Source organism: Bradyrhizobium sp. NBAIM14, from assembly GCF_020193895.1.
In the GTDB taxonomy this organism is placed as follows: domain Bacteria; phylum Pseudomonadota; class Alphaproteobacteria; order Rhizobiales; family Xanthobacteraceae; genus Bradyrhizobium; species Bradyrhizobium yuanmingense.
Genome location: NZ_JADYVQ010000007.1, coordinates 258,966 through 280,023 on the forward strand (window position 1 = coordinate 258,966; position 21,058 = coordinate 280,023).

General features: G+C 58.1%; 16 protein-coding genes and 1 tRNA gene. 4 read left to right on the top strand and 13 right to left on the bottom strand.

From position 1 onward, the window contains the following. Window positions 1-29 precede the first annotated feature (29 nt). The 8 genes from I6F28_RS19935 to I6F28_RS19970 all read right to left on the bottom strand — a co-directional run bounded on the left by I6F28_RS19935 (window position 30) and on the right by I6F28_RS19970 (window position 11,169). Window positions 30-671, bottom strand: a complete 642-nt coding sequence (locus I6F28_RS19935; protein WP_225140597.1) for a hypothetical protein — start codon at window positions 669-671, stop codon at window positions 30-32. A 101-nt stretch (window positions 672-772) separates the two neighbouring features. Continuing rightward, window positions 773-1,675, bottom strand: a complete 903-nt coding sequence (locus tag I6F28_RS19940) for a hypothetical protein (RefSeq protein WP_225140598.1) — start codon at window positions 1,673-1,675, stop codon at window positions 773-775. A gap of 59 nt (window positions 1,676-1,734) precedes the next feature. Then, entirely contained in the window at window positions 1,735-3,600 is a 1,866-nt protein-coding gene (locus I6F28_RS19945) for a tetratricopeptide repeat protein (protein ID WP_225140599.1), read from the bottom strand. 237 nt (window positions 3,601-3,837) lie between these two features. After that, window positions 3,838-4,194 carry a 6-carboxytetrahydropterin synthase QueD gene (queD, locus tag I6F28_RS19950; protein WP_225140600.1) on the bottom strand — a complete coding sequence of 119 codons (357 nt, stop codon included), beginning with the start codon at window positions 4,192-4,194 and terminating at the stop codon, window positions 3,838-3,840. A 236-nt stretch (window positions 4,195-4,430) separates the two neighbouring features. Then, window positions 4,431-8,231, bottom strand: a complete 3,801-nt coding sequence (locus tag I6F28_RS19955) for a hypothetical protein (RefSeq protein ID WP_225140602.1) — start codon at window positions 8,229-8,231, stop codon at window positions 4,431-4,433. A 174-nt stretch (window positions 8,232-8,405) separates the two neighbouring features. Then, window positions 8,406-9,365: a hypothetical protein gene (locus I6F28_RS19960; RefSeq protein WP_225140604.1), complete on the bottom strand. Its 960-nt coding sequence runs from the start codon at window positions 9,363-9,365 to the stop codon at window positions 8,406-8,408. Between the two features lie 113 nt (window positions 9,366-9,478). Continuing rightward, the gene (locus I6F28_RS19965) at window positions 9,479-9,931 is read right to left on the bottom strand and encodes a very short patch repair endonuclease (protein ID WP_225140606.1); all 453 of its coding nucleotides are present in this window, start codon (window positions 9,929-9,931) and stop codon (window positions 9,479-9,481) included. After that, window positions 9,928-11,169: a DNA cytosine methyltransferase gene (locus I6F28_RS19970; RefSeq protein WP_225140608.1), complete on the bottom strand. Its 1,242-nt coding sequence runs from the start codon at window positions 11,167-11,169 to the stop codon at window positions 9,928-9,930. The genes I6F28_RS19965 and I6F28_RS19970 overlap by 4 nt, the downstream gene beginning before the upstream one ends. Window positions 11,170-11,497: 328 nt before the next feature. Here I6F28_RS19970 and I6F28_RS19975 point away from each other — a divergent pair, with 328 nt between their 5' ends. Continuing rightward, window positions 11,498-12,121: a tyrosine-type recombinase/integrase gene (locus tag I6F28_RS19975; protein ID WP_225140610.1), complete on the top strand. Its 624-nt coding sequence runs from the start codon at window positions 11,498-11,500 to the stop codon at window positions 12,119-12,121. 119 nt (window positions 12,122-12,240) lie between these two features. Here the strand turns inward: I6F28_RS19975 and I6F28_RS19980 are convergent, their stop codons facing one another. From I6F28_RS19980 to I6F28_RS19990, 3 genes are all read right to left on the bottom strand, one after another. Continuing rightward, a complete protein-coding gene (locus I6F28_RS19980) occupies window positions 12,241-14,172 on the bottom strand; it encodes a DEAD/DEAH box helicase family protein (RefSeq protein ID WP_225140612.1) in 1,932 nt (643 codons plus the stop codon). 557 nt (window positions 14,173-14,729) lie between these two features. Beyond that, window positions 14,730-15,152 carry a hypothetical protein gene (locus tag I6F28_RS19985; protein ID WP_225140614.1) on the bottom strand — a complete coding sequence of 141 codons (423 nt, stop codon included), beginning with the start codon at window positions 15,150-15,152 and terminating at the stop codon, window positions 14,730-14,732. A 154-nt stretch (window positions 15,153-15,306) separates the two neighbouring features. Continuing rightward, window positions 15,307-15,504 carry a hypothetical protein gene (locus tag I6F28_RS19990; RefSeq protein WP_225140615.1) on the bottom strand — a complete coding sequence of 66 codons (198 nt, stop codon included), beginning with the start codon at window positions 15,502-15,504 and terminating at the stop codon, window positions 15,307-15,309. A 203-nt stretch (window positions 15,505-15,707) separates the two neighbouring features. Here I6F28_RS19990 and I6F28_RS37810 point away from each other — a divergent pair, with 203 nt between their 5' ends. After that, on the top strand, window positions 15,708-16,526 hold the full coding sequence (locus tag I6F28_RS37810; protein WP_225140626.1) for a transposase: 819 nt from the start codon (window positions 15,708-15,710) through the stop codon (window positions 16,524-16,526). A 46-nt stretch (window positions 16,527-16,572) separates the two neighbouring features. On the opposite strand, the gene I6F28_RS20000 is transcribed toward I6F28_RS37810, so the two are convergent. Both I6F28_RS20000 and I6F28_RS20005 read right to left on the bottom strand, forming a co-directional pair. Continuing rightward, window positions 16,573-18,456: a site-specific integrase gene (locus I6F28_RS20000; protein WP_225140627.1), complete on the bottom strand. Its 1,884-nt coding sequence runs from the start codon at window positions 18,454-18,456 to the stop codon at window positions 16,573-16,575. Between the two features lie 86 nt (window positions 18,457-18,542). After that, window positions 18,543-18,624, bottom strand: a tRNA-OTHER gene (locus tag I6F28_RS20005). 144 nt (window positions 18,625-18,768) lie between these two features. On the opposite strand from I6F28_RS20005, the gene I6F28_RS20010 reads away from it, so the two are divergent. Together I6F28_RS20010 and I6F28_RS20015 are read left to right on the top strand one after the other, a co-directional pair. Next, window positions 18,769-20,070 carry a site-specific integrase gene (locus I6F28_RS20010; protein WP_225140629.1) on the top strand — a complete coding sequence of 434 codons (1,302 nt, stop codon included), beginning with the start codon at window positions 18,769-18,771 and terminating at the stop codon, window positions 20,068-20,070. Window positions 20,071-20,527: 457 nt separating this feature from the next. Beyond that, window positions 20,528-21,007 carry a hypothetical protein gene (locus I6F28_RS20015; RefSeq protein WP_225140631.1) on the top strand — a complete coding sequence of 160 codons (480 nt, stop codon included), beginning with the start codon at window positions 20,528-20,530 and terminating at the stop codon, window positions 21,005-21,007. The last annotated feature ends 51 nt before the right edge of the window (window positions 21,008-21,058 follow it).

Here is a 21,058-nt window from a genome sequence, read left to right on the forward strand (position 1 = left end):
GAAACCGCATCACGCCGGCAGCGGCACGCTCAAAGGCACGGATTCTTCACCGGTGGTCGCTTGACGGACAAGAGCGTGTTCAAAGTTGAAACTCGCAAGTCGTGCGAAGCGGACCGCAATGCAATGCTCATGGGACGAATAGGGTTGGCTTCGCACAGCTTGCGGCGATCGTCGTCGGATTGCCCGCGCACCACGTCCCCGACGTGCTGCTTACGTTGCCGAATGGCATCCTGAAGCTCCGATTTGGTCACGGGAACGATGCTGTTCTCAACGATGAACTCGTTCATGCGAGCTATCGCATCGTCCAGATCGGCTTCAAAGGCTTGATCTTCGCCCGGCTGGCAAACTTCGGTGTAGGCTCGAACCCCGACATAAATCTCCCAACTGCATTGCACGGCTCCGCGTCCGCTATTGTCGAACCCGGTACTCATGATCCGGTCGCCATCGCGCTCCAAAAAGAAGGACACCCCCGAGGAGAGATCTATACGTCGCGTCGCCTTGCCCTTGTCATTGACGCCATCAACCACCTTTGCGTCGGACCGCTTCGTCAAGGCATCCCACAACGGAGACCACTGTGCCTCCTGGGCATCGGCGGTGAGGGCTGATAGCAGCAGCGCGGCAGCGACACAGATCAAGTCACTGGCTGCGGACCATGTGCGACGCTTAGACATCAAGGGCTTTCCAGCAGACCGTGCGGTGTGGGACGATAGCTGCGCCCGCGGCAAACGCAATCCAGAATTGCGCGACACAAGTGTGACCCCGACCACCGTCGTCACAGTTTCCCATACACCCGCGCGGCAACCGCCTTCAGGCGCTCGACCGAGCCGGACTGCGGATGCGGCTTGACCGGGGCGAACAGGATCGAGGCCTGGCGGCCGTTCTTCCAGACATGGATGTGGACGGCGTTGCCGTTGCCCTTGGTGCAGGAATGCTCGCCGAAGGCTTCGCGGCCGAGCTCGGGGATCGCCACGTGCGTGCATGGCCCTGCACGCTTCATCATGCCGATGGCGGTATCGCGCGAGGTCGTGATCACCGCGACGGTCATGGTGTTGGCCTCACGATCGAACATCATGCAGCTGCCTGCCCCGGTCCGCTGCACCGTCAGCGTGCCGTTGTCGAGAAAGCCGTCGGCATCGGCGGCCGTGAGCCACTCGCAATTGCCGAACCGCTCGCTGCTCCTGCTCACATTGCCGACGGCAACGCGCGCGGCCTCAGTGATCGGCGCGAGCAGCGCATCATCGGCACGCCGGCCGACCGGATAGACGCTGATCTGCAGAATGTAGTCGCCGGACAGGGCGACGACCGAGGCCTCCTGGCGTTCCGCGCCCGCCGCGCTCGTTCCACCCTGGCCTTCGTCGCCGATTCCGGACACTGCGCTCAGCGGCATGCGTTCGCCAAGCGTCTTGACGAAGGTCGCGTACAATTCCCCGGCGCGGTCCTTGTCGGGATTGCGGAACACGGAGAGCATCATCGTGTCGCCGCGCCCGGCCTGGTAGATGCAGCCGCGGCCGTCCTGGTTCGAAATCAGCGACCATTTCAGCGCCGGCATCGCCCGGGCGAGCTCCTGGGCGCTGATGAACGGGCAGGTTTCGGCCGCGCGCGCGGGAAGCACCGGGGCGACTGCGATGGCAAGGAATAAAACGAAGCGGGAGAATAGATGATCGATCGTGCGCATCGGACGAACTTACTATCGAAACGGTGCGCCCGACGAGATGAAACTGAACAAAAATCCTATTACGCAGCCCCCGGTGCCTTCGCCACCGTCAGGTCCTTCAGGAACTGCTCCATGAGCGGCTTGTTGCCAAACCGGCGATAAGAGCGCTCTGCCTCCAACGAAAATGTCGGTTGGGCCCCTACCAAGCTTGCCATCGTCAGCTGCGCCGCTTCTATATCACCGCGCCGCCCTTGCAGCGCAGCCTGGATGAGCAGGCAGTTGGCATCGCGCGGCGCCCTTACAAGGCATTCGGAGATCACGGTAGCCGACTCATCGCGACGATCAGCGGCGTAAAGAGCCTGGCCGTGCACGTAGGCGTAATATTCCGGTGCCATGGGATGGAGGCGACGTGCCCGTTCGGCATTGGCAACGGCGTCCGCGTAGTCCCCGAAACGGACTTGTGCTTTTGCCAATGCCATCATGCTATCCGGGTCATTGGGATTCAGTTCGACGGCGCGCTTGGCGGCCTGCAAGCCACCCGCATAATCGCCCTGCACCGCCAGCCCGAAGCTGATCACCTGATAGCCGAGCGAGAGATTGGGATCGAGGCGCACAGCCTGGCGCGCTTCGCTAAGACCTAGTTCCAGCTCATGCGCTGTCGCCCGACCACTCGACCTCTTGGCCACATCCGCGATGTAAGTGAGCGCCAAGCCCGCACGAGCGGCGGCATAGGCCGGGTCCATTTCCAGCGCGCGCTGATAGAGGCCGCGTGCCTCCATGAGTGCTTCCGCATCCTGGACGCCATGCCGGTATCGATGACGGGCCCGCAGGAGAAGATCGTAAGCCTGGAGGTTGTCGGTCGGACGTTGCGCGGCAGCGATGGCTTCACTTCGGCCGATATACGGCGCGAGCTGGGCGACGATTTCCGTGGTCAGCTCGCTTTGTACGGTGAAGACGTCGGCAACCTGCCTGTCGAAGCTGCGCGACCAAAGGTGCGCGCCCGATTTCACGTCGATCAGCTGCGCCGAGACGCGAAGCCGGTCTCCCTCGCGGCGCGCGCTGCCTTCCACCACGTAGGAAACGCCCAGCTTTGCCCCGAGCTTGCGCATATCGCTGTCTTGCCCGCGCACGGCATAGGTGGAGTCGCGCGCGATGATCTGAAGCTCGGAATTCCTTGCGAGCGCCGTGGTCACATCCTCGGTCAGCCCGTCTGCAAAGTACGACTGGTCCCCGCCCATGGTCGCAAAGGGCATGACCGCAACTGACGGGCGCGGGTCGGCGCGGGTCTGGTCGAAAGATAGCGCGGCCGGGAGCCGGCTGACCATCGCCGCTAGGGAAAGCGGTTGGATTTGGGTGCCGATGAGGACAAGGGCTACGGCGGCGACGCCATATGACCAGCGCGCAGCGGTACCGCGTAGAACGCGCGGGACTTTTCGCCAGCGAGACCACGAGGATTGCGCGCGTCGGACCCGGTAGACGTTAAGACGGTCGGGAATGTTTTTGGCGCGCCTGCGGCCCACACGCGCGAACACATCGCCGCGATTGCGGTCTGCGGCCATGACGACAGCGCCGCTAACAAAGATGCTGCCGGGATCGGCCATCGTCTCGAGCCGTGTGGCGACATTAACGCCGTCGCCGTACATGTCGCCATTATCCTCGATGACATCACCGAGGTTGATGCCTATGCGCAGCTCAAACGGGGCGTTGTCGAACCCTTGCTGGATGGCAGAGCCGGCATCAACGGCTTCGTTGACGCTGGGAAACATCGCCAGAAACCCGTCGCCGGTCTTCTTGAAGATGCGTCCACCATGCTGCGCGACTGTGGGCTCGATCAGATTGTCGAAGACCGTGCGCAGCTCTTTATAGGTGGAGGCCTCGTTTTCGGCCATCATCAGGCTGTAGCTGACGATGTCGGCGGCCATGATCGCGGCGAGCTTGCGTTCCATCAACGGTTTCCCTGTACAGGGGCCAAGCACAACTGGCATTGCGGACATTCTACGCCAGCTTGAAATTAAACCTTCCAACCCGCATGCGGTTATCAACACAGCTCATATATTCGTGAGCAATGAGACCCGTCCGGCGGCGCGCAAGCAGCACCACTCCGCTCATACGGCTGATCCAGAGTTTCCCTGCGGGTTCCCATATGGCGTCGGTGAGACCGGCGCTGGGTCAGCGGGCCGTCGTCACCGCCCCTGATATTCGGCCCAGCAATCCGTCGTTTCATAAACGCGGACCGCCCACAGCAGCGGCAGGCTGGGCTTCAAGCGGTCCCAGATCCAGACCGCGATATTCTCGGCGGTCGGATTCGCGAGGCCGTCGACCTCGTTCAGGCACTGGTGGTCCAGCGTCGCCATGATGCCGGCGAAGCTTTTTTCGATATCGAAGAAATCAGCGACGAAGCCGGTGTGCGGGTCAACCGGCCCATCCAGCTGGACCTCGACCCGATAGGAATGACCATGCAGCCGGCTGCACCTGTGAGTCTCGGGCACGTTTGGCAGCCGATGCGCCGCCTCGAACTTGAACGCCTGCGATATCCTCATCCAGCTCCCCACACGGCATGGCCATCCGGTCTCGGGCCGGTCTGGCGACCAGATGCTGTCCTGTCCTGACCTTTCGGCAAAGAATGGCGCGCCCGGAACGAGGCGAAGCGCAGCCCAACACACCATTGATTTGACTTGGGAAATCGCTTTCCTGCCGGCTCTGGTGATACCACTACGATGTACCAGACAAATAGGCAAGCGATCCGGCCATGCGGCTTCACTCAGGAGCCGGCGCTTCAGCCACGCCGCACAGTCTCCTCTTCCTCGTCCCTGAGTTCTCGCTCGATCTGGCCGTGCAAAATTTTGAGCCTCTCGCGGGCCCAAGAACGCACCTGCCGCACAGGGTGATCCTTGAGCTCTTCCAGAGGGGAAACGAAGGAGCGCAAGTGAGCAGAAGTGGGGCCACTCCATCCCCCCGTACCGATGTTCATCGAAAGCGCATCCTGTATGTCCTTCCTGGAACCAAACTCACTAAGCATGGCGGAGCCAAGCTCGGTCCAAGTCTTTCGTCCATCGTGGGTAGCAAAAAGCGGCGCCATTTCCGCGACCATGCGAGCAAAGTTTTTCGGATAGGTCTTACATGTTGATACGATTGTAGCCGCATCCAATTGAAACAGCGGGCCATCCACTTTTCCCCTGAAGCTAAACGGCGATCCAAGGATGTGAGCGAAATGCCATCGATCCCCTCGGTCGGCCTGCTCTATGTAGGATGCGAACATCGGAAGCACCGTTGGTGCATACTTTACCATTATCAGCTCGGTGAGCTTTTGGAGAAGATCGTTGCTCGCTGCTCGATAGTCCTTAGATGCGGCAATCAACTGCTCTGCCAAGTACCTTGCGAGCGGGGCACCGAGCACAGGATCTCCCAAAAGCATCTTCACTAAAGTCTCATAGTGATGCTTGTCCATGGCCGCGTTGTGTTTGGGGAAAGCAAACGGCGCCCCTCTCACCGCATGATCGATTTCTTCGCGAACCGTTCCAAACTTTGTCTTGTCACCGTGCATGTACATCGAGAGCAGATCGACGGCTACCCACGCACCCTCTTCGCCCCGACGAACGAGACTGTTCATCAGGCGCTTTATTTCCCTTGCTGGCATCGACTGCAGAACGCCACCCGAGCCGAAGATACCTACGGCCTCTGGGGCGAGCTCATCCTTGTCAATCAAATCGACAACCAAGTTGAGACTTTGCGGAGTGAGATTTAAGGCCGCGAAATAAGGAACAAACTTCCGTAGAGGAGGCGCTTGAGCAATACGGCTAAGCAACGGGTAGACTGCCTGCTCGTCTCTTGCGAAAAGCGCGTGGATCATCCCGCCAAGCAATGACTCGTTTGGCCTTTCAGCTGCTTGGAGGCTTTCAGTGGCAAGTTGAATAGCATCGAAGGGCCTATCAGTGAACTTCAAGAACGATCTACCGAAGGCAAAGCTCTGTCTGGTTTCCCCCTCGCTCAATGGCCCGATTACTTTCTCAAAGACACCCCAATGGTGGGTACACTCCTGTCCTAATTCGGCAGCTCGCCGACTGTTCTGCTCGAAATCGTGTTCATCACTGTCGAGCTCCCTGAAGTGGTAGGGCACGCTCTTAACATAGAACAGTATCCTATCTTCGAGAGAGGTCGGAAGGAGGCGGGTGAACAGTTGCGTCACCCTCTCACGTCCATCAGCGTGGTCTTCACCTTCAAGCCGATAGTTCAATTGCCAAGAGAGATGCTCCAGAAGTTGACCCCAAGTAACTCCTTGGGGCCTTAGGAAATCGACAAGAGCCTCATAGTCAGGGAACACGGCCTCGGAGATTAGCATGCTGGCGTCGATGGCGGCGAATGCTTGTCGGACCGTGACCAAAGCATGCTCACTTCGTTCTGAGAGCGTCCTGAGCAGCCTAAGCACACCCTGAGCGTACGAAAAAATCTCTCGCCAAGTCTTAGGCCGATAGTCCGAGTAGGTTTTCCGTGTGCCATGGTTTTCGGAACCAATCGTCCGACTTCCTCCATGGGCATCTACGGCCTTGCACAATGCAGAAATCAAAACCGGCAATTCCCCGTCCTCAGCGTTTCCAACGAGAAATTTCAATGTATCCAAGCGCTCCGCCAGACTTGCGCTGGTACCCGGAAGCTGAACGCGAAAGCGCTGAACAAATTCGCCGGTTGCGTTGTTGGACCACGTCTCATTTTCCGCAGCGGCCAGTCTCAGAAGCAAGCGCATTGTCCGCTGAAAAATGGACGGCTCCCAAGCCAGCGCGTCGAGGGTCCAGACAAGCCAGCGCCGTCCAGGTCCAACTGTTTCCTGCAGCGTTGGTAGATCAAGCGAACCAAACTCGCGCTCCACAGTAGTCACAACGTCTTCCGGGGCGACCTCTGCCAATCTGCGAAGGCACCGCGCCCCAACGTCAGTATTTAGCGCCTTCGCCGACCCGAAAGGGCCAGATGAACCGCACAGCTGCGCCGCAACTGCTCTGGCGTCCGTGAGGTAGTTCAAATCGGAAAGTCTATCGCACAAAGCTTCCTTTAGCTCGTCTGGCATTGAGCCTTCCAGCAAGGACTTTCTCTGGTCGTTGGTCGCGTAACGCCAGAATGCCGCGGCGAGTTGCGCCGCCAATGGGCGCGGTGTAACCAAAATAGAGTAGCCTCTACGCTGGAGAATGCGGCGCGTGAAGAAATGTTCGAGCCGAGCCTCCAGCTGACCCGCCGTCATTTCAAGAAGATTTTCGGCAATCCATTTGATTTGTTCGTTCTTAGGTTCAATGATCCCCACGGCCTCGAAGAGTGAGATACAGCGGAGACAACGCAAGAGTTCCGCATCAATCGTACCCCGACCCCATACAAGCTTGCTTGTTATGTTTTCTGGATCTTGGAAGTCCGCAAAATGCTCGGCACCGCTTTTCAAACCTGCCGCCACGAGCACGGCTATCAACGGGAAGCCCGAGCAAAACTCCGTAGCTCTCTCTAAGTCATCAGGAGGCAGGATTGCACCTGAGCTTCTTAGGATTTCTTTGATACCGTCGTTGGGAGCCGCATCGATGATGATTTCCTGATCCTCAGGCGGCGGCTTATCGAAATCGAGGTCCAACGTGACCATACTCAGGAGACTGTCTGCTCTATGCACTTCTTGACTTAGTTCTCGGTGATGAGCGGGTGGGCAGTCATCGACAATCAGAATGACGCGACGCTGGTTCTGGATGAAGTCTCGAACCTGATGAATTAGATTGGCCGAGAACTTCCTTGCATAGGCGACGATAGGAGCCAAATCGCAACCGCCACCGCTTGAGCGAACAGCTTCGTATGCAAGCCGTGACTTACCAAGCCCCGCATGTCCGAGGAGACGAATAACCTCACGAGGTTGGAGCAACGATTGCTGTATCGCGCTCAATTGCTCGTTAAATGAGGGCCACGAAACAAGTTCGTTCGAGAGGTCTCGGTAACTCGACCAATTTTCCAGCGTTTGAAATGCAAAGTCAGCGGAGGCTTGACCAAGTAACTGCTTCATCCAAACGGCTACCATCGGATGGGTATTCACCCAACCGGCAATTCTGTCTGGGCCGTAGACATCAACGCGCGCATTATCGACCCGCTTGTCAATTTTGCGAATGGCCGAACGCAAAATACTGCGGACTTCTGTGCGACGGGGGACCTTTGAGCCTCGCTTGGGTGTTGTGAGATTTGTTTTGCTGGTTACGATGATGTACGTGCCTCCTCGCGCCAGCACTTCTGTCACAGCAGGTTTCAATCTCTTTCCGTTGGCTTCAATTGGCTCCTTCCGCAGCTTGGCATCGGTTAGCTTTTCTGCCTTCATCTGGAATACTGTAAAGTAGTGATCGGTTGCGCCTGTCGTGCTCGAAGGCTGGCTCCAGGCTACCCTGAGATCCTCGCCACCATCCGGGACGTTGATTTTGAGCGTTCCTTGGATGGCTGAGAGGGGCGCGCCCCACTGCTGTAGGTCGGCTTCAACGAGCCTCTTGATAAGCATAACGAGTTCTGTGGGCCCCAAACGGCCGACGTCGTCCTCGGACACCTCGAACGGCTTCAAAATTCCTTTAACCATGTCACACCCCCCCGCTCTATCTATCTGCGATAAGGAGAAGGGCTGCAACCTCCCAGAACGAGGACAGCCGCACCGCGGCGCAGCATCAACCGGGGGCCGAGGGGCCACGTTGGTGCGTTCGAACGTTAGGCGACAGACAATGTCGGCAGCGCGGTATACTGCCCTGAGCGGGTCTCAGCTCGTCGTGTCGAGCGGGCCATCATCGGGCGCGTCATCGCCGACCTCCACCGATGGAGCCGAGGCGTCTAGCGCGGGTAGAATGACGGTTTCATCAGCTGCTTCCGCAAACGACGTTCCAGCTGCCGTACCGCGCACGGCATGCGCAACGAGTAACCGGAGCAGTTCGTCAAGCGTCAGTGTGGTAGATAAAACCGGCAAACCTCGTCGCGGAGGTCGGTTGGGGAGGCCCTCGGCATCAATCACGGGGAAGTACCTGACTACTCCCCTCGGGAGGCCATTCTGGACTTCTTCGGGCTCGCCCGATCCATAAAGTCCAACCGCTGCGAAGTCACACTTCCAGTTCTGTGCTGGAACCGATGGGTCTAAGCGTCCCGAACGTGACCGCAATTGGGCGACGGTGTGCGCAAACGAGCTGGGACCGACGCTCTTGTCAAAACAACCCGCTGCCGGCACGAAGAATAACCCGGCCATGAACGCTCGGGGTAAGTAGTCATGCACCGTGCTGACTTCGTCTCGCAGCTCATAGAGGCGTCCAGTCAAGTTCTTGTCAAAGTTTCCCCCGGCCCCATCTCTGAAGTTGATGCCCTTCAGCGACACTCCGATCTGCAAGCCAAGCAATTCGCGAGAGACGACAACGTCTATCCGCTTACCTCTTTTGTACCCGAGGGGTGTGAAGGATTCTTGATTGCCACCGGACGCGTCTGGGGTGATGTGAAATCCCGAGCCGATGTCAGGTATTGCTCTCAGCCCATTCGCGACCATAGTTGCACATGCGCGAGCGAATTGTTCCGACCAACGCTTCCGCATTTTTTGAAGCGGCGATAAGTCGGGATTGTCCAAGCTGAGAAGACGGATAAGCTCGTTCCTGATCGCTTCCCGAGAGGTCGGGTCGTCAGCTTGATCGAGAGCATCCACCATGGCCTGATCTGGCGACAGGGCGTTCCACGTCGTCATGGTCTTCCACAATCCGAAATCGTCTTACCTACCGTAAGAAGAAACCGATTCTTCGGTTCTGTCATAGCGGTAAATCGACGGCCCGATGGCGAAGGCAGCAAGCGAACGGAAGGTCAGTTTGACGGCGGACGAGACTTCAGCTTGCGAACGAAGCGGTTCAGAACCGATGAATGGCCTGTTTTGACGAGATGCTTGATTTCGCAGCCCCACACCGTGATCACTAAAAAACCTTGGGCCCGCAATTGCTTAACCTTGGCAGCATCTCGTCTGCGGTTGTCATCGACTTTCCGAGACCAGAACGCTCGATTGGTGTTCGGAAGCCGGGCTAAACCGCAGCCTTCATGTCCATGCCAAAAGCAGCCGTTGATGAAGACAGCCCATCGGCGGCGCCGGTTGGCTATGTCCGGCGAGCCGGGAAGACCACGAGTGTTGACAGAAAAGCGAACTCCTTGTTGCCAAAGGTAGCGCCGCACGAGCAATTCGAGATCAGTCCCCTGCCGCCGAACCCGCTTCATTCGAGCGGATGTGGTCGGGGAGACTTTCTCTGATCGCTTCCCGGAGTTCACTCGGCGGCTTCTGCCTGGAGCGGCATGAGCGTTCTACGACCGGACTTCTTGCTCGGGTGCGACTTAGCTTGCATTAGGCCGAGGTGCTTCGCGACGGCCTCCTTAAAGCCCTCGGGGAAACGCAAAGAGGACGCCGAAATCCTCGCGTGGAAACCGGCCGTCGCCCGCTCAGAAAGGGGGGCCGGCGGATACTTAAGAAAAGTGGCAAGCGCCTTCGGTTTGCGAGCCACGGGCCAATGACCGATGTCTACCCGCCACCGGCGCTTACCGTCGCCCCAAGCCGCTTCCGGCCACGGTTTGCCCTTCTCCAGCAATTCCTCTGACAGCAAGGGGGTTTCCGGGCGTTGAGACAATTGTCTGCCAATCCAAGCCGAAACACCGACATTCACCGCGTTGCCAACTTGCATCCATCGCCGTCTATGACGGAATGGCAAGACGTTAGCTTCCCTCCGCGAGTGCTCTACGTTCGTCCAGCCGGCAGCGAATCCTTGAAGCCGTTCGGCATCGCGAATGTCGGGGGTCACGATGTTGCCATCAGGCATCAAGATGGCTGGTGGAGAAGGGATGGAAATAGCTGAACCGCCCTTGAGTGTCGGCACGCAGTCCTCACCCCACCCAAGGCCTCGCGTGCCCTCGGTCCAATAGAAGCCATGGGCGCAGTCTGTTATTGGCCGCCTCGCATCGGCTTCCGGCACATCGCCCTGAAAAAGCACAGACCGAGGGTCGTCCACTTTGGTCGCATATAAGAAGACCCGGAGCCGACGTTGAGGGAGACCGAACGCGCGAGCGTCTATAGTTCTATAGGCCCAGTGATAACCTAAGCGCTCCAACTCGCTGATTACCTCTTCGAGATACTGGCCCCGATGTAACTTGCGCCAATTCGGAACGTTCTCAAGCAGAACGTGGTCGAACTTCCGGCGCTCAAGCAGCTTCAACGTATCACGGACGAGCACCGATTGACTGCCGGCGAAACCCTGAGTGCGACCGGCTTGGCTGAAGTCAGTGCAGGGAAATCCAGCAGTAAGCAGATTTGAACGCGGTGAGATGTTCTCAAGCAGTTCATCCGTGTCCCGGACGTCGGGAACTATCTTGGTCTTCGGAAAGCGTACAGAAAGGACGGCCGCCGCTTCTCTATCGTTTTCGCAAAACAAGGAAGTCTTGTGTCCTGCTCGGTGAAGGCCGAGCTCGAAACCTCCTATCCCCGCAAAGAGGGCCGTTATGTTCAACGCCCGTCCCATAACCATCTTCCGAATCGACCCTACCCAACCATTTCGCTACCACGACGCTGTCGAAAACTCGAGTACAATCTGCGCCCCACCCAAGCCCCTCTGTGGGAAAGAACCTGCTCCGCTGGAGCAGAGGCTTTCCTTGAGTGCTGCCGCAACTCGGGCGGAGGCGGAGGCGGCTTTAAGCCTCGTTTTTGAAATCCCCCACCAGACTTTTCCGTAAGGGGCCCCACTTGGGCAAAGGGGACCCGTTCGCGAGCACGCATCAAAATCCAAGTTGCTGACTGTTCGTAATTGGGTCATTATACGAACAGTTACACCCGCAGCGACGCAGGAAACCATGGCAAAATCGCATCTCCGCCTGATCACCCCGCCCATCGAAAAACGAACAGTTACACCCAAGCGGCTCCCGAATGCCGACCTTCGAACCCGCGAGTACCTCACTGAGGCCGAAGTCGAGCGGCTGCTTGAGGCCACCAAGAGCAACCGTTGGGGCCACCGCGACGGCACCATGATCCTCGTAGCCTACCGTCACGGCCTGCGGGCGGCCGAGCTGGCTGACCTTCGCTGGGATCAGATCGACTTCACGACAGCCACCCTGCACGTCCGCAGGGTCAAGCAGGGCAGCCGGAGCACCCATCCCATCCTCGGGGACGAACTGCGGCGGCTACGGCGGCTGCAACGCGAGCAGCAGCCCAAGTCGCCCTTCGTGTTCACTTCCGAGCGTGGCGCGCCGTTTACCACTGCAGGCTTTGCCCGGATGATCGAGCGGGCGGGCGCACAGGCGAACCTGGGGTTCAAGGCTCATCCGCACATGTTGCGGCATGCCTGCGGGTTCGCGCTGGCGAACAGAGGACACGACACGCGTGCCTTACAAGCGTATCTCGGTCACCGGAACATCCAGCACACCGTGAAGTACACGGAACTCACGTCGGCGCGGTTCAAGGATTTTTGGCGGAGCTAAAATCGGTAAGGAGGCGCAAGTAAGCCAGCTGAGCCTTAGGTGAAATTAGCGGTCGTTGGCGAGGCGGAGGCCGCACCGGAGGCTCGGACTGATAAGCCTTGGTGCGGCCCTAGTGCTGGTTACGCGACTTTCACGAGATAGCCTTTCGTGGCGGAGCCGCGCCCTTCGACCCTGTAGAGAACTCCCATCTCACGAAGCGCGGCGGACAAGTTACTGGCGACCTTCGCAAGGTCCTCCTTGAGCCTTCCGAACTGCCTGCCTGTCAGTGAGAGCTGAGTGCGAATGTAGGAAAGAGGCGTTTGCCCCGGCTCGCGTGTCCGCATCAGTTCGATAACCGCTTGAGCGACCGAATTGCTGCGTGGCGCATACACCTTCGGGCCATCAGGCTCGAAATCCCACGCAACCTGCTTCAGGCCCGGCATGTTGGTATGGATGTCTCTTAGGATAGCCTCTCCACGCCAGTCCTTCGGCAAGACGATGTACACATCCGCCTCTGCGCATCCCCCGTCAGCATCCGTTACGCGCCTGATGCAAATGCGATTGATGGCTTGGATCACTGATGCCGAAACGTCCTTCTGAGAGATCACGGCCAAGATGTTCTCGTGTGTGCCGTGGCGGGGAGCCTTGAGCCAAGAGGCATCCTTCGGCCCATCGATGGCAAACACGTTGTTGATCGGACGCGTCGGGTCCTGCCAGTAAAGCCCGTAGATCACAGCCACGTTGCAATGCTGCCAATCATTCTTCCCGTCCACAGCGCCCCAGTAGCCGACGTGAAGCGGGAGCTCTTTTGTGCTGTAGGTGCCCGCCAAGTCTTTGGCGCACTTGTGGACGCACAAGAAGACATTTTTCCCTTCCGGGAGTTCCTTTCGTAGTTCAGCAGTGAGCCGAGGCAGGCGCGAGTGCTTAGCTTTCTCCATCTTTGTCTTGCCCATGCCCGAAGTCGTGCGTGCAACGTGAAGGGTCACGCGCTCGTAGTTGCGAATGCCGGAAGGGACATCGGCGATCATGACACCGCCTCCCAATAGCTCATAGGTCATGTTGGAGCGGGCGGTGGCGTCCAATACGAGAACACCGGGCATGCCCTTGGGAATAATGTACCGAGCGGAGTTCAGTGTGTGTTGAGCACCGCTGCGATGATAGTATGCGAACTCTTCGAGCATGACCTGCACGGCCTCAAGCACGGTCGAAACGTTGTGTGCGGCATCCTCGGCGAACAGGTCCGGGTCAAACTCGGCGGAGCCCAAAGCCTCGTGAAGAGCTTCAATCTCAGTGGCCTGCTCGGGGAAGCCCTGAGCCCACAGAGGCTCCGTCTGAGCATCGCCGCGAGCCTGCTCTTGTTCCCGCGTGTCGAGGTAGCGCCGTAAATTCGTCAGTGTGTCGATGGCACCTCCGAACTTGTCCCTGTCCTCGTGCGGGATCGCTCGCAACACCAGTTCAATGTCCTTACTGCTCACCCGATGGTGGCTAACTGAGTTCAGCAATGCTTCGTCCACCACGACGAGATGGCGCTGGCCTCCAGCCCACGAGTAGAACGAATTCCAACGCTCCTCTGAGCCCGACCCGAAGGACCAACAGGCGCGCATAAAGGCGGCGTGGGTGATCACCAGGACGTCCGCCGCGGCCATTTCGTGAGCCTTGAGTTTGCACTCGGTGTGACTGGTGACCGCCACGGTACGTCCAGCGATTGCGTTGATCTTCTGCACTAAGCTGTCAGCGTCCTTGATAAGCCGTGTGACGATCAGAGCGCCGATTGGTGTCCCTTCGCCCTTCGCGTTGGCCTCCGCTTGGAGAGCTGCGTAAACACAGGTGCCCTCGGTCTTACCCGAGCCCGTTGGAAGGGGAAGCACCACAGAAGGCTTGAATGGACTGTCACTCGCATTGTTGATGATCAGTTCTCTGGACCTGCTCTCGAAGACGCACCAAGCCTCCTTGAGGGCTGGTGTGGCCGGCATGTTGCCGTCAGAGATTTCGGACCAGTGTTGAACCATACGGTTCAGGAAGATTTGCGACGGCACGAGAGCAAGCCCGTGCTGGTCGATAGAGGTCTGCAAAGCAGAATCGTCCTGGAATTGAACACGACCCCTCGTCCCCAAAGGACGGTTAGAAGTGTCATGTTTGATGATTGTTAAAACCTCCCCCTTTTTCTCCTAAGAGAACCATCAAGGTGGAGCTAGAGGGGGAGATTGGGTGTGAGAGAGCTGACGGTGAAAAGCTCGAACCGCAGCGGTCTTGGAGCTTGCCTTGTGGGCCACAGGGAGCCCGTAAGGTTCGTTTCGGCGTCTGGGTGCGGCAACTGCCATCACCCATCAAGAGGGCCTCAGTGGAGTCCCTGAGCCCTCACCGGGTATGTCGTGGTTGGGTTGTTTATTGGTGTTACTCCAAGGCGTCCAGAAGCTCGGAAGGTGACATCAGCTATAGGATGTGGTCAGCGAGACAACACCTAAACGTAGAGATAAGTTGATCTCGGTCTACGGCGTTCTCCTCTCGTGCAGGCCATCGGGCTCGCGCCTTCAACTTATCCGCCGGCCAAGGCTCACCAGAGGCTTCTATGGTCTCCCATTGTGGCCTCTGGTGCTCGCCTTGCGCGGCTGGCGCCGCTTGCGTCTGCTTAGTCCTCCGAGCCGATAATCGTATTCAGAAAGTCTTCGGGCCTATCCCGCAGAAGCGCGTCCTTGCTGGTTGGCTTGGCCTTGGTGTACGTGAGGACGATGTTGATGGCCTGAGCTTTCACTCGGGGCGTCGATGGTCCAACTGCGAGCACGAAGGCTTCCCGCAGGGCACCCTCGGCCTTTCCTTCGTCAGTAGGTGGCACGAAGATCCCACCGTCGCTGTTGTTGGCAACCTGGCGGGGCAGGTCAGGCAGTTCACCTTTCGCCTTCAGGCCTTCGATAAACCTATCGGCAAGCTCGTGTGCTCGTGCCCACAGGTGTTCTGCTTCGGCTCGGCGCATCCCATCGGGCACACCGTATCTGTAGAACTTGGTCGGGTCGGCCTTCGCAGCCGCGATCCGCGCTTGATCTCGGCGCTTCATCTTCTCGCGAAACCCGGGGGTGGCCCAAAGTTCCTTGAGGCGTGCTGATGTAGCTTGAGTGGCCCTTGGGGCGCCCTTGCCCCGTGTGGACTTCTTCCGGGGGCGTGATTTAGTCGTCGTTGTCATTTCTCTTTTTGGTTTCTGTTTTGGTCGCTTAGTGCAGGGTTTCGCTCGGGTCGCGCCCGATCAGGTGCGAGAAGAAATCGCGGAGTGCGGTTTCGTAGCCAACCTGCCATTCGTTCTCGGCAGGATCGCACTGGCAGAGTTCAAGCTCCCCGTAGAGCCAATCGAGCGCATCATCCCAGTTCAGTTCTTCTTGTTCGAAGTCGGTTTCGTTAGTCGGAAATGTCATTTGAGTTCCTTGCGTAGTAGCGTTGTGGTCGACAGGGAGTTCCGCCTCCTGCCTTTTCAGAGCAATGAAAGCGCCTTCCTATCATTGAGGACGGGCCATCACCCATCAGCTTCGGTCATGTTGTTGATTTGCCTTCTACTTCGCGCCTAGACCTGCCGAAATTAATGGACTTAACAAAACAGGTCCGTTAATGACCCGCCCCAATGAAGACTTTCCCTTCCGATCATCCCGTCTTCCACGACGAACACGCGGCGAGAGCCGCTGTAGAAGCGTTGAGATGGCCAGACGGCCCCGTCTGCCCGCACTGCCACGCGAAGGCTCAGAGCTTTGAAATTGGGGGAGAGAAGAAGTCCCATCGTGCGGGGCTGCGTCACTGCCGAGAATGTCGCCGGCAATTTACAGCCACTGTTGGCACGGCGCTCGAACGAACCCGAGTGTCCTTCGTGAATTGGATACGCTTGGCTTACGTTCTTAGTCGGACCAACAGTCGTAACGTTGGTGTGCCCGAGGTGGCTGAGGCGCTCGATGTGCCTTACAAAACAGCGGCCCGCATGTTGGAGCGCGTGGCCGATACGCTGGTCACTTACAAGGGATTACTGGACAAGCGAAGGTTTGGGCCGCCCGCCACTGAATTCGTCGTGAAAGCTCGGGGGTCTCAGCCTCGACTTAGGTTCCCGAAGCATCCCAGCAACGCGAAGCACAGAGCAAACGTGGGGCAAAGATACTTGCGATGGAAGGAGCGGTTAAAGCTGGACGCATCCGCCACACCTATCCCGACCGGTGTACTTCGTTCGAAGGACAAGACATCGGTGTCACAGGGTGACCTTGATAGGGTCGAGAGGCTCCTCATGGTGGTTCTAAATGCTGACCAAGCTGAAACTAACGCGGCTAGGAAGAAACGGAGTGGATGGGACTGGCACCGGTCACGTTTCCAGAGGGTCCGAATACGTCTTCCAAATGGTGCAAGTGCTCGCAAAAGGCTGACCTCGTCGAAGTTTTCTTCGAGAGATGCAGAACCGTGACCGCGACAAAAATGCGTCGGGCGTTCAGCGCCCCCCTCAATCCGGTTCAGCGCGCTCGCAATGGCTTCTTGTTCCTTGCGGATGACCTATCCGGTCCTTTGATGGGGATTTGAGCTGCCGTCCAATGGATGTGGGTGAGGTCGAGACCGGGATAGGTTACCTTTTCCACCGCAGCATACAGGGTAGGGAAGCCAAACCGGCGCACCATGTCTCTCCACCCGTAGCCACGGGCAACTGCATTTCCGCCGCTGTGGCCGGTGAGCGCATCATTAACATCCTCCTGTACGCCGGCCGCGCGCAACGCATCCTTGAAGCCGTGCCGAAAGGAATGGAAGACGCTGCTCGGGTTCTCGACGCCCAAGGTCCGCTTGTAGCGGCCAAACCACTTGGAGAATGCTTCGCCGAAGCCGCCTTTCGGGCCGGGTGTGAGCAGCGGGAACAGACGCGCCGAGGCCCCACCGCACGCGCGAACGCGATGCACAAAATCAACGAGCCCAATCCGCACCAATTCCGGGTGAACCGGAACGGCCCGCACCGATTGCTCGGTCTTGACACCCCTGCCTGCTTCTTCGTCTTCGATGATTGTCATGAAGCGCACCCCGGAGGCTGCATCAACCTTCAGGTCATCGACAGTCAACGGCGCCAATTCGCTCAGCCGGGCGCCGCTAAACAGCGCAAGGAGCGGCAGCCAGAATGCAGCTTCACCTTTGCCTCCGATTGGCCGCTCGCCTCCGAGATACACGGGTGATCCAAAGAGCAACCTAAGTTCTTCGACTTCCCAAGGCTGTCGGTTGCTTTTGGCCTCCGTGAGCCGCATGCCAGATACCGGATCGGACCACGGCACCTCATCAGGGATGAGCCCATTCTTGCGCGACCAGTTCAGCACGGCTCCAAGGCAATTAAGCCATTTGTTGATGGTCGCCGCCTTCAAGCGTGGCTCGTCGGGATGCCTCCGTGAGTATTCGGCAAGCTCGGGGAGACCGGCCTTCAGGAGCTTCCCACTCCTCCGAGCAGGTACAAGCTGGGCCGCGTCCCGAAATTCGCGTATATGGCGACGGTTGATCTGAGAGACCTCAAGATCCCCGTGAAGCTCAATGAAGCGGTCAATCCCGCGAGCAAATTCGAGTTGAGTGGATTTCTTGCGCGGTTCGACTTTGACCCACCCCTCGTAAGCAGCGCGCAAACGCCATCCATCCGAAGAGGCCGCAAAGGCTGCTCCAGGTTCGACCAGCTTGGGGCTCTCAACCGGCTCGCCTTGGTGCCGGGCGTGGATGGCCTCAAGCGCTCGAACCTCAGCTCTCATCACGGCGAGCGCCAGCTTACGAAAATCGGAGCTGTTCGGATCGAGATTGATGCCGAAGAGCTGAAGCAACTCGTTCACTTCGTAGCGGATGAAATCAACATTGCCACGTGCCAAGGCCTTCTTGACCGCAGGCAGCACAATCGAAGTGTCCTCTTCAATCTTGTGCATCATCCGGTCGGAGAGACCCGAGGAAGTCTGCGGGACTTCGAACGGGCTCTTGAACTCGATACCGGCTTCGGTGAGCTGACGGTGAACGTCCGCAAAGATCGGATCGGTGCCGACGCCCTCCTCGCGAAGCTCTTCATCCGCGCCCAGCTCATGCGCATAGAAGTAGTCGCTTATGGTCTTTATTTCGGCTTCGGTCAGGGACGTGCGAACGGGACGCTCGACAAGCAGAGCCTCGGCCTGCGCAAGAATGCGGTCGAACTCCATCATGATCGGCTTCGCAAGGATCTTGGCGCGCTTCTCGTCCTTGGTGCGCAATGAACGCTTGAGCCATGGCTGCCGCGCTCTCGGCGCTCCCTGAACTCTTGCCACGGCTTCTTCGAGACGCTTGGGCACCTTCCGGCGCACACACCAAACGCCATGCTCGTTCTGTATCAGACCAAGTCCCACGACACGCACCATTGATCCCACCGCTTGATACCAGTGCGGCAGGACGAAGCTATTGATTTGTCGATTTATTCCCGAGAAACAATGGCTTCGCGAGATGATGGCGCGCCCGGAACGATTCGAACGTCCGACCCTCAGATTCGTAGTCTGAATTCGGGACTTTTCACCCGTTTTCACAGACACGTTGCCATACTCTCGCCTCCTCTACAAGCTATTGATTAATACGAATATTTAGCGCTGTAGCGTACCGCAGCGTGGTCCCCCCGGATAATTCTCAACAGAGACTTCCCCAGACTAAACCCAGACTAAAAAAAGGTGGAGGCATTTATGGCTGATCAGCGCCAGGTTCTCACCGACAAGAGCATCGCTCTTCTTTGCGCGGGGGAGACGCAATACAAGGTACGCGATAGCGAACTGCCGGGCTTTTTCGTGCTTATCGGCAAGCGCCGGAAAACGTTTATGGCCCAAGGCGAGTTCTGGCGTGATGGCGTACGCGAATTCACAGCGCAGGTAAAACTCGGCGACTTTGGTGACATGACCACGCGTCAAGCGCGTGGCAAAGCCAAGGAGGCGCTTGGATCGATCGCGAAAGGCGAACGCCCTGGTGAGGCTCCGAAGATCAAGCCAGGCTCAATAACGCTTCGGCAAGCTTGGGAGCGCTATCGGGATGCGCACATGAAACGTAAGGGTCGAAGCTCAGGAACCATTGAAAGCTATCGAGATCACATGGAGCGGCTGTTCAAGGATTGGCTCGACAATCCGCTCGCTCGGCTTGGGCGACAACCGCACCTCGTTGTTGAACGTCACGATAAAATAACGAAGGAGAACGGTTCCTATATTGCGAACGGGTCAATGCGCAGTCTGCGGGCTGTGTACAACCACGCGCGGAAGAGCAATACCGATCTGCCGGCCGTGAACCCGGTTTCCGCGATCGACTGGAATAAGGAGCATCGACGCAATACCGGGATGGGCTCCAAAGATATCAGCGGTTGGCTCAAGGAGCTTTACGCAATGGATAACCCGGTTAGGCGCGAATTTCACCTTCTGACGCTCTTGAGTGGATCACGTCCAACCGCCCTGAAGAAAATCCGGTTGGAACACATCGATTTGCGACAGAGGATGATCCGCATCCCGAAGCCCAAAGGTGGAGAGGAGAAGGCATTTGACATTCCACTATCCCGGCCGATGATCAGATGCATCATCCGCGCGATCCGATGGGGCCGGATCGTGTATTCCGAGCAAGCGAGGTCGTGGTTATTTCCAGCTGACAGTAAGCAAGGACATCTCGTGGAGCATAAGGAAGAGCGAAATGCGCTGTCCAAATGGGGTAACGATCTGCGGCAGAGCTATCGCACGCTCGCGCAAGCAGCGGGTGTTTCGGAACTCGACATCCATCTTTTGATGAACCACTCACTTCCGGGCGTAAATGCTGGGTACATTACCCGCGATCGGTTGCTAAGGGATCACCTGAGGAGCCAACAGCAAAGAATTTCGGAGTTGGCTATTCATAGCGCAGCGGTAGAGCGAGATCCTTCGTTCGTCCAGTGGCTCGGGAGCGCGAAGATCGATGAGGCCAGATGTCCTCCTCACGCAGCAGGGCAACCAAACGGCATCTCAATGGCTGCATAGAATGAAGTTCCGACTATTCGCTCGTATCGCAAGATTCCTTGGTTGCGGGGAGGCGCAACACCCGATTGTTGCGATTGATTGAACAGGAGATTCCTAAGCTTGCTGCATAACTGATTCGGACCGGGCCGCTGATTAAGAGACAGCCCCGGGGTGAGAACAATCAATGACTTACTGGTCGCACCACTGGGCTTATCCGACTGAAAGTGGGCATTCGTCGCACGATCTTAGTGATTGCACTGCTTGATATCCGAACACGCGCTACTCGGACTTTACGGGGTCAACTGCGACCAGGTTTTACGCGGCATGGCGTGCCGACCTGGCCCGGGCTGAGGCTTTCAGATTCTAACTGGCCGGGAAGATTTACACTGGCGACGCGCCTCATTACGATCCGAGTCAAACCGGTGGCCAGCTTCGAGGCATTGATAGCCGCCGTCGACGCCGCCGTCCAGCGAGGGCTGTGCGCCTGCCGGGGGCTGTCGCCACCGCCGAAGGACAGCTTGTAGGCGTCAGCGCGTCGCTGCGCGGTTTGACGTCGTCTATGGAACTAGGCTTTGAGCAGCCGTTCGGCATGGTGATTGCGGCGGCGTTCGTTGGAGAGTTTTACCACAGGGACCACATGTTTTCTGAACGTGCGAAGCATCTTCCCGGAACCGAGCCTGCCGTAGCATTTTCGTCGAGTTCTTTCCGAACGAAATCGCGGCGATCCTATCGGGCCGCGCTTGCGAGCCCAACCACGCAATCTGGCTACTTCGAATTCTTCCGCGCCGAAGACGTTGTCGCGAAGTCTCTTGAAATCCTCGGGCGCTTCGGCAACGCCGGCGACATTCCCGTCCTTCGTACCTGGTCGATACACCCTACTCTTGGTCGTCTCGCCGTACAGGCAATCAGAATGATCGAAGAAGCACCGCCTACTCAGAAAACGAGCCAGGTCGGATAATTCATCCCGAGGCAGCACCATCATGGTGAGGATTGCCCGAAGCTCCATTTT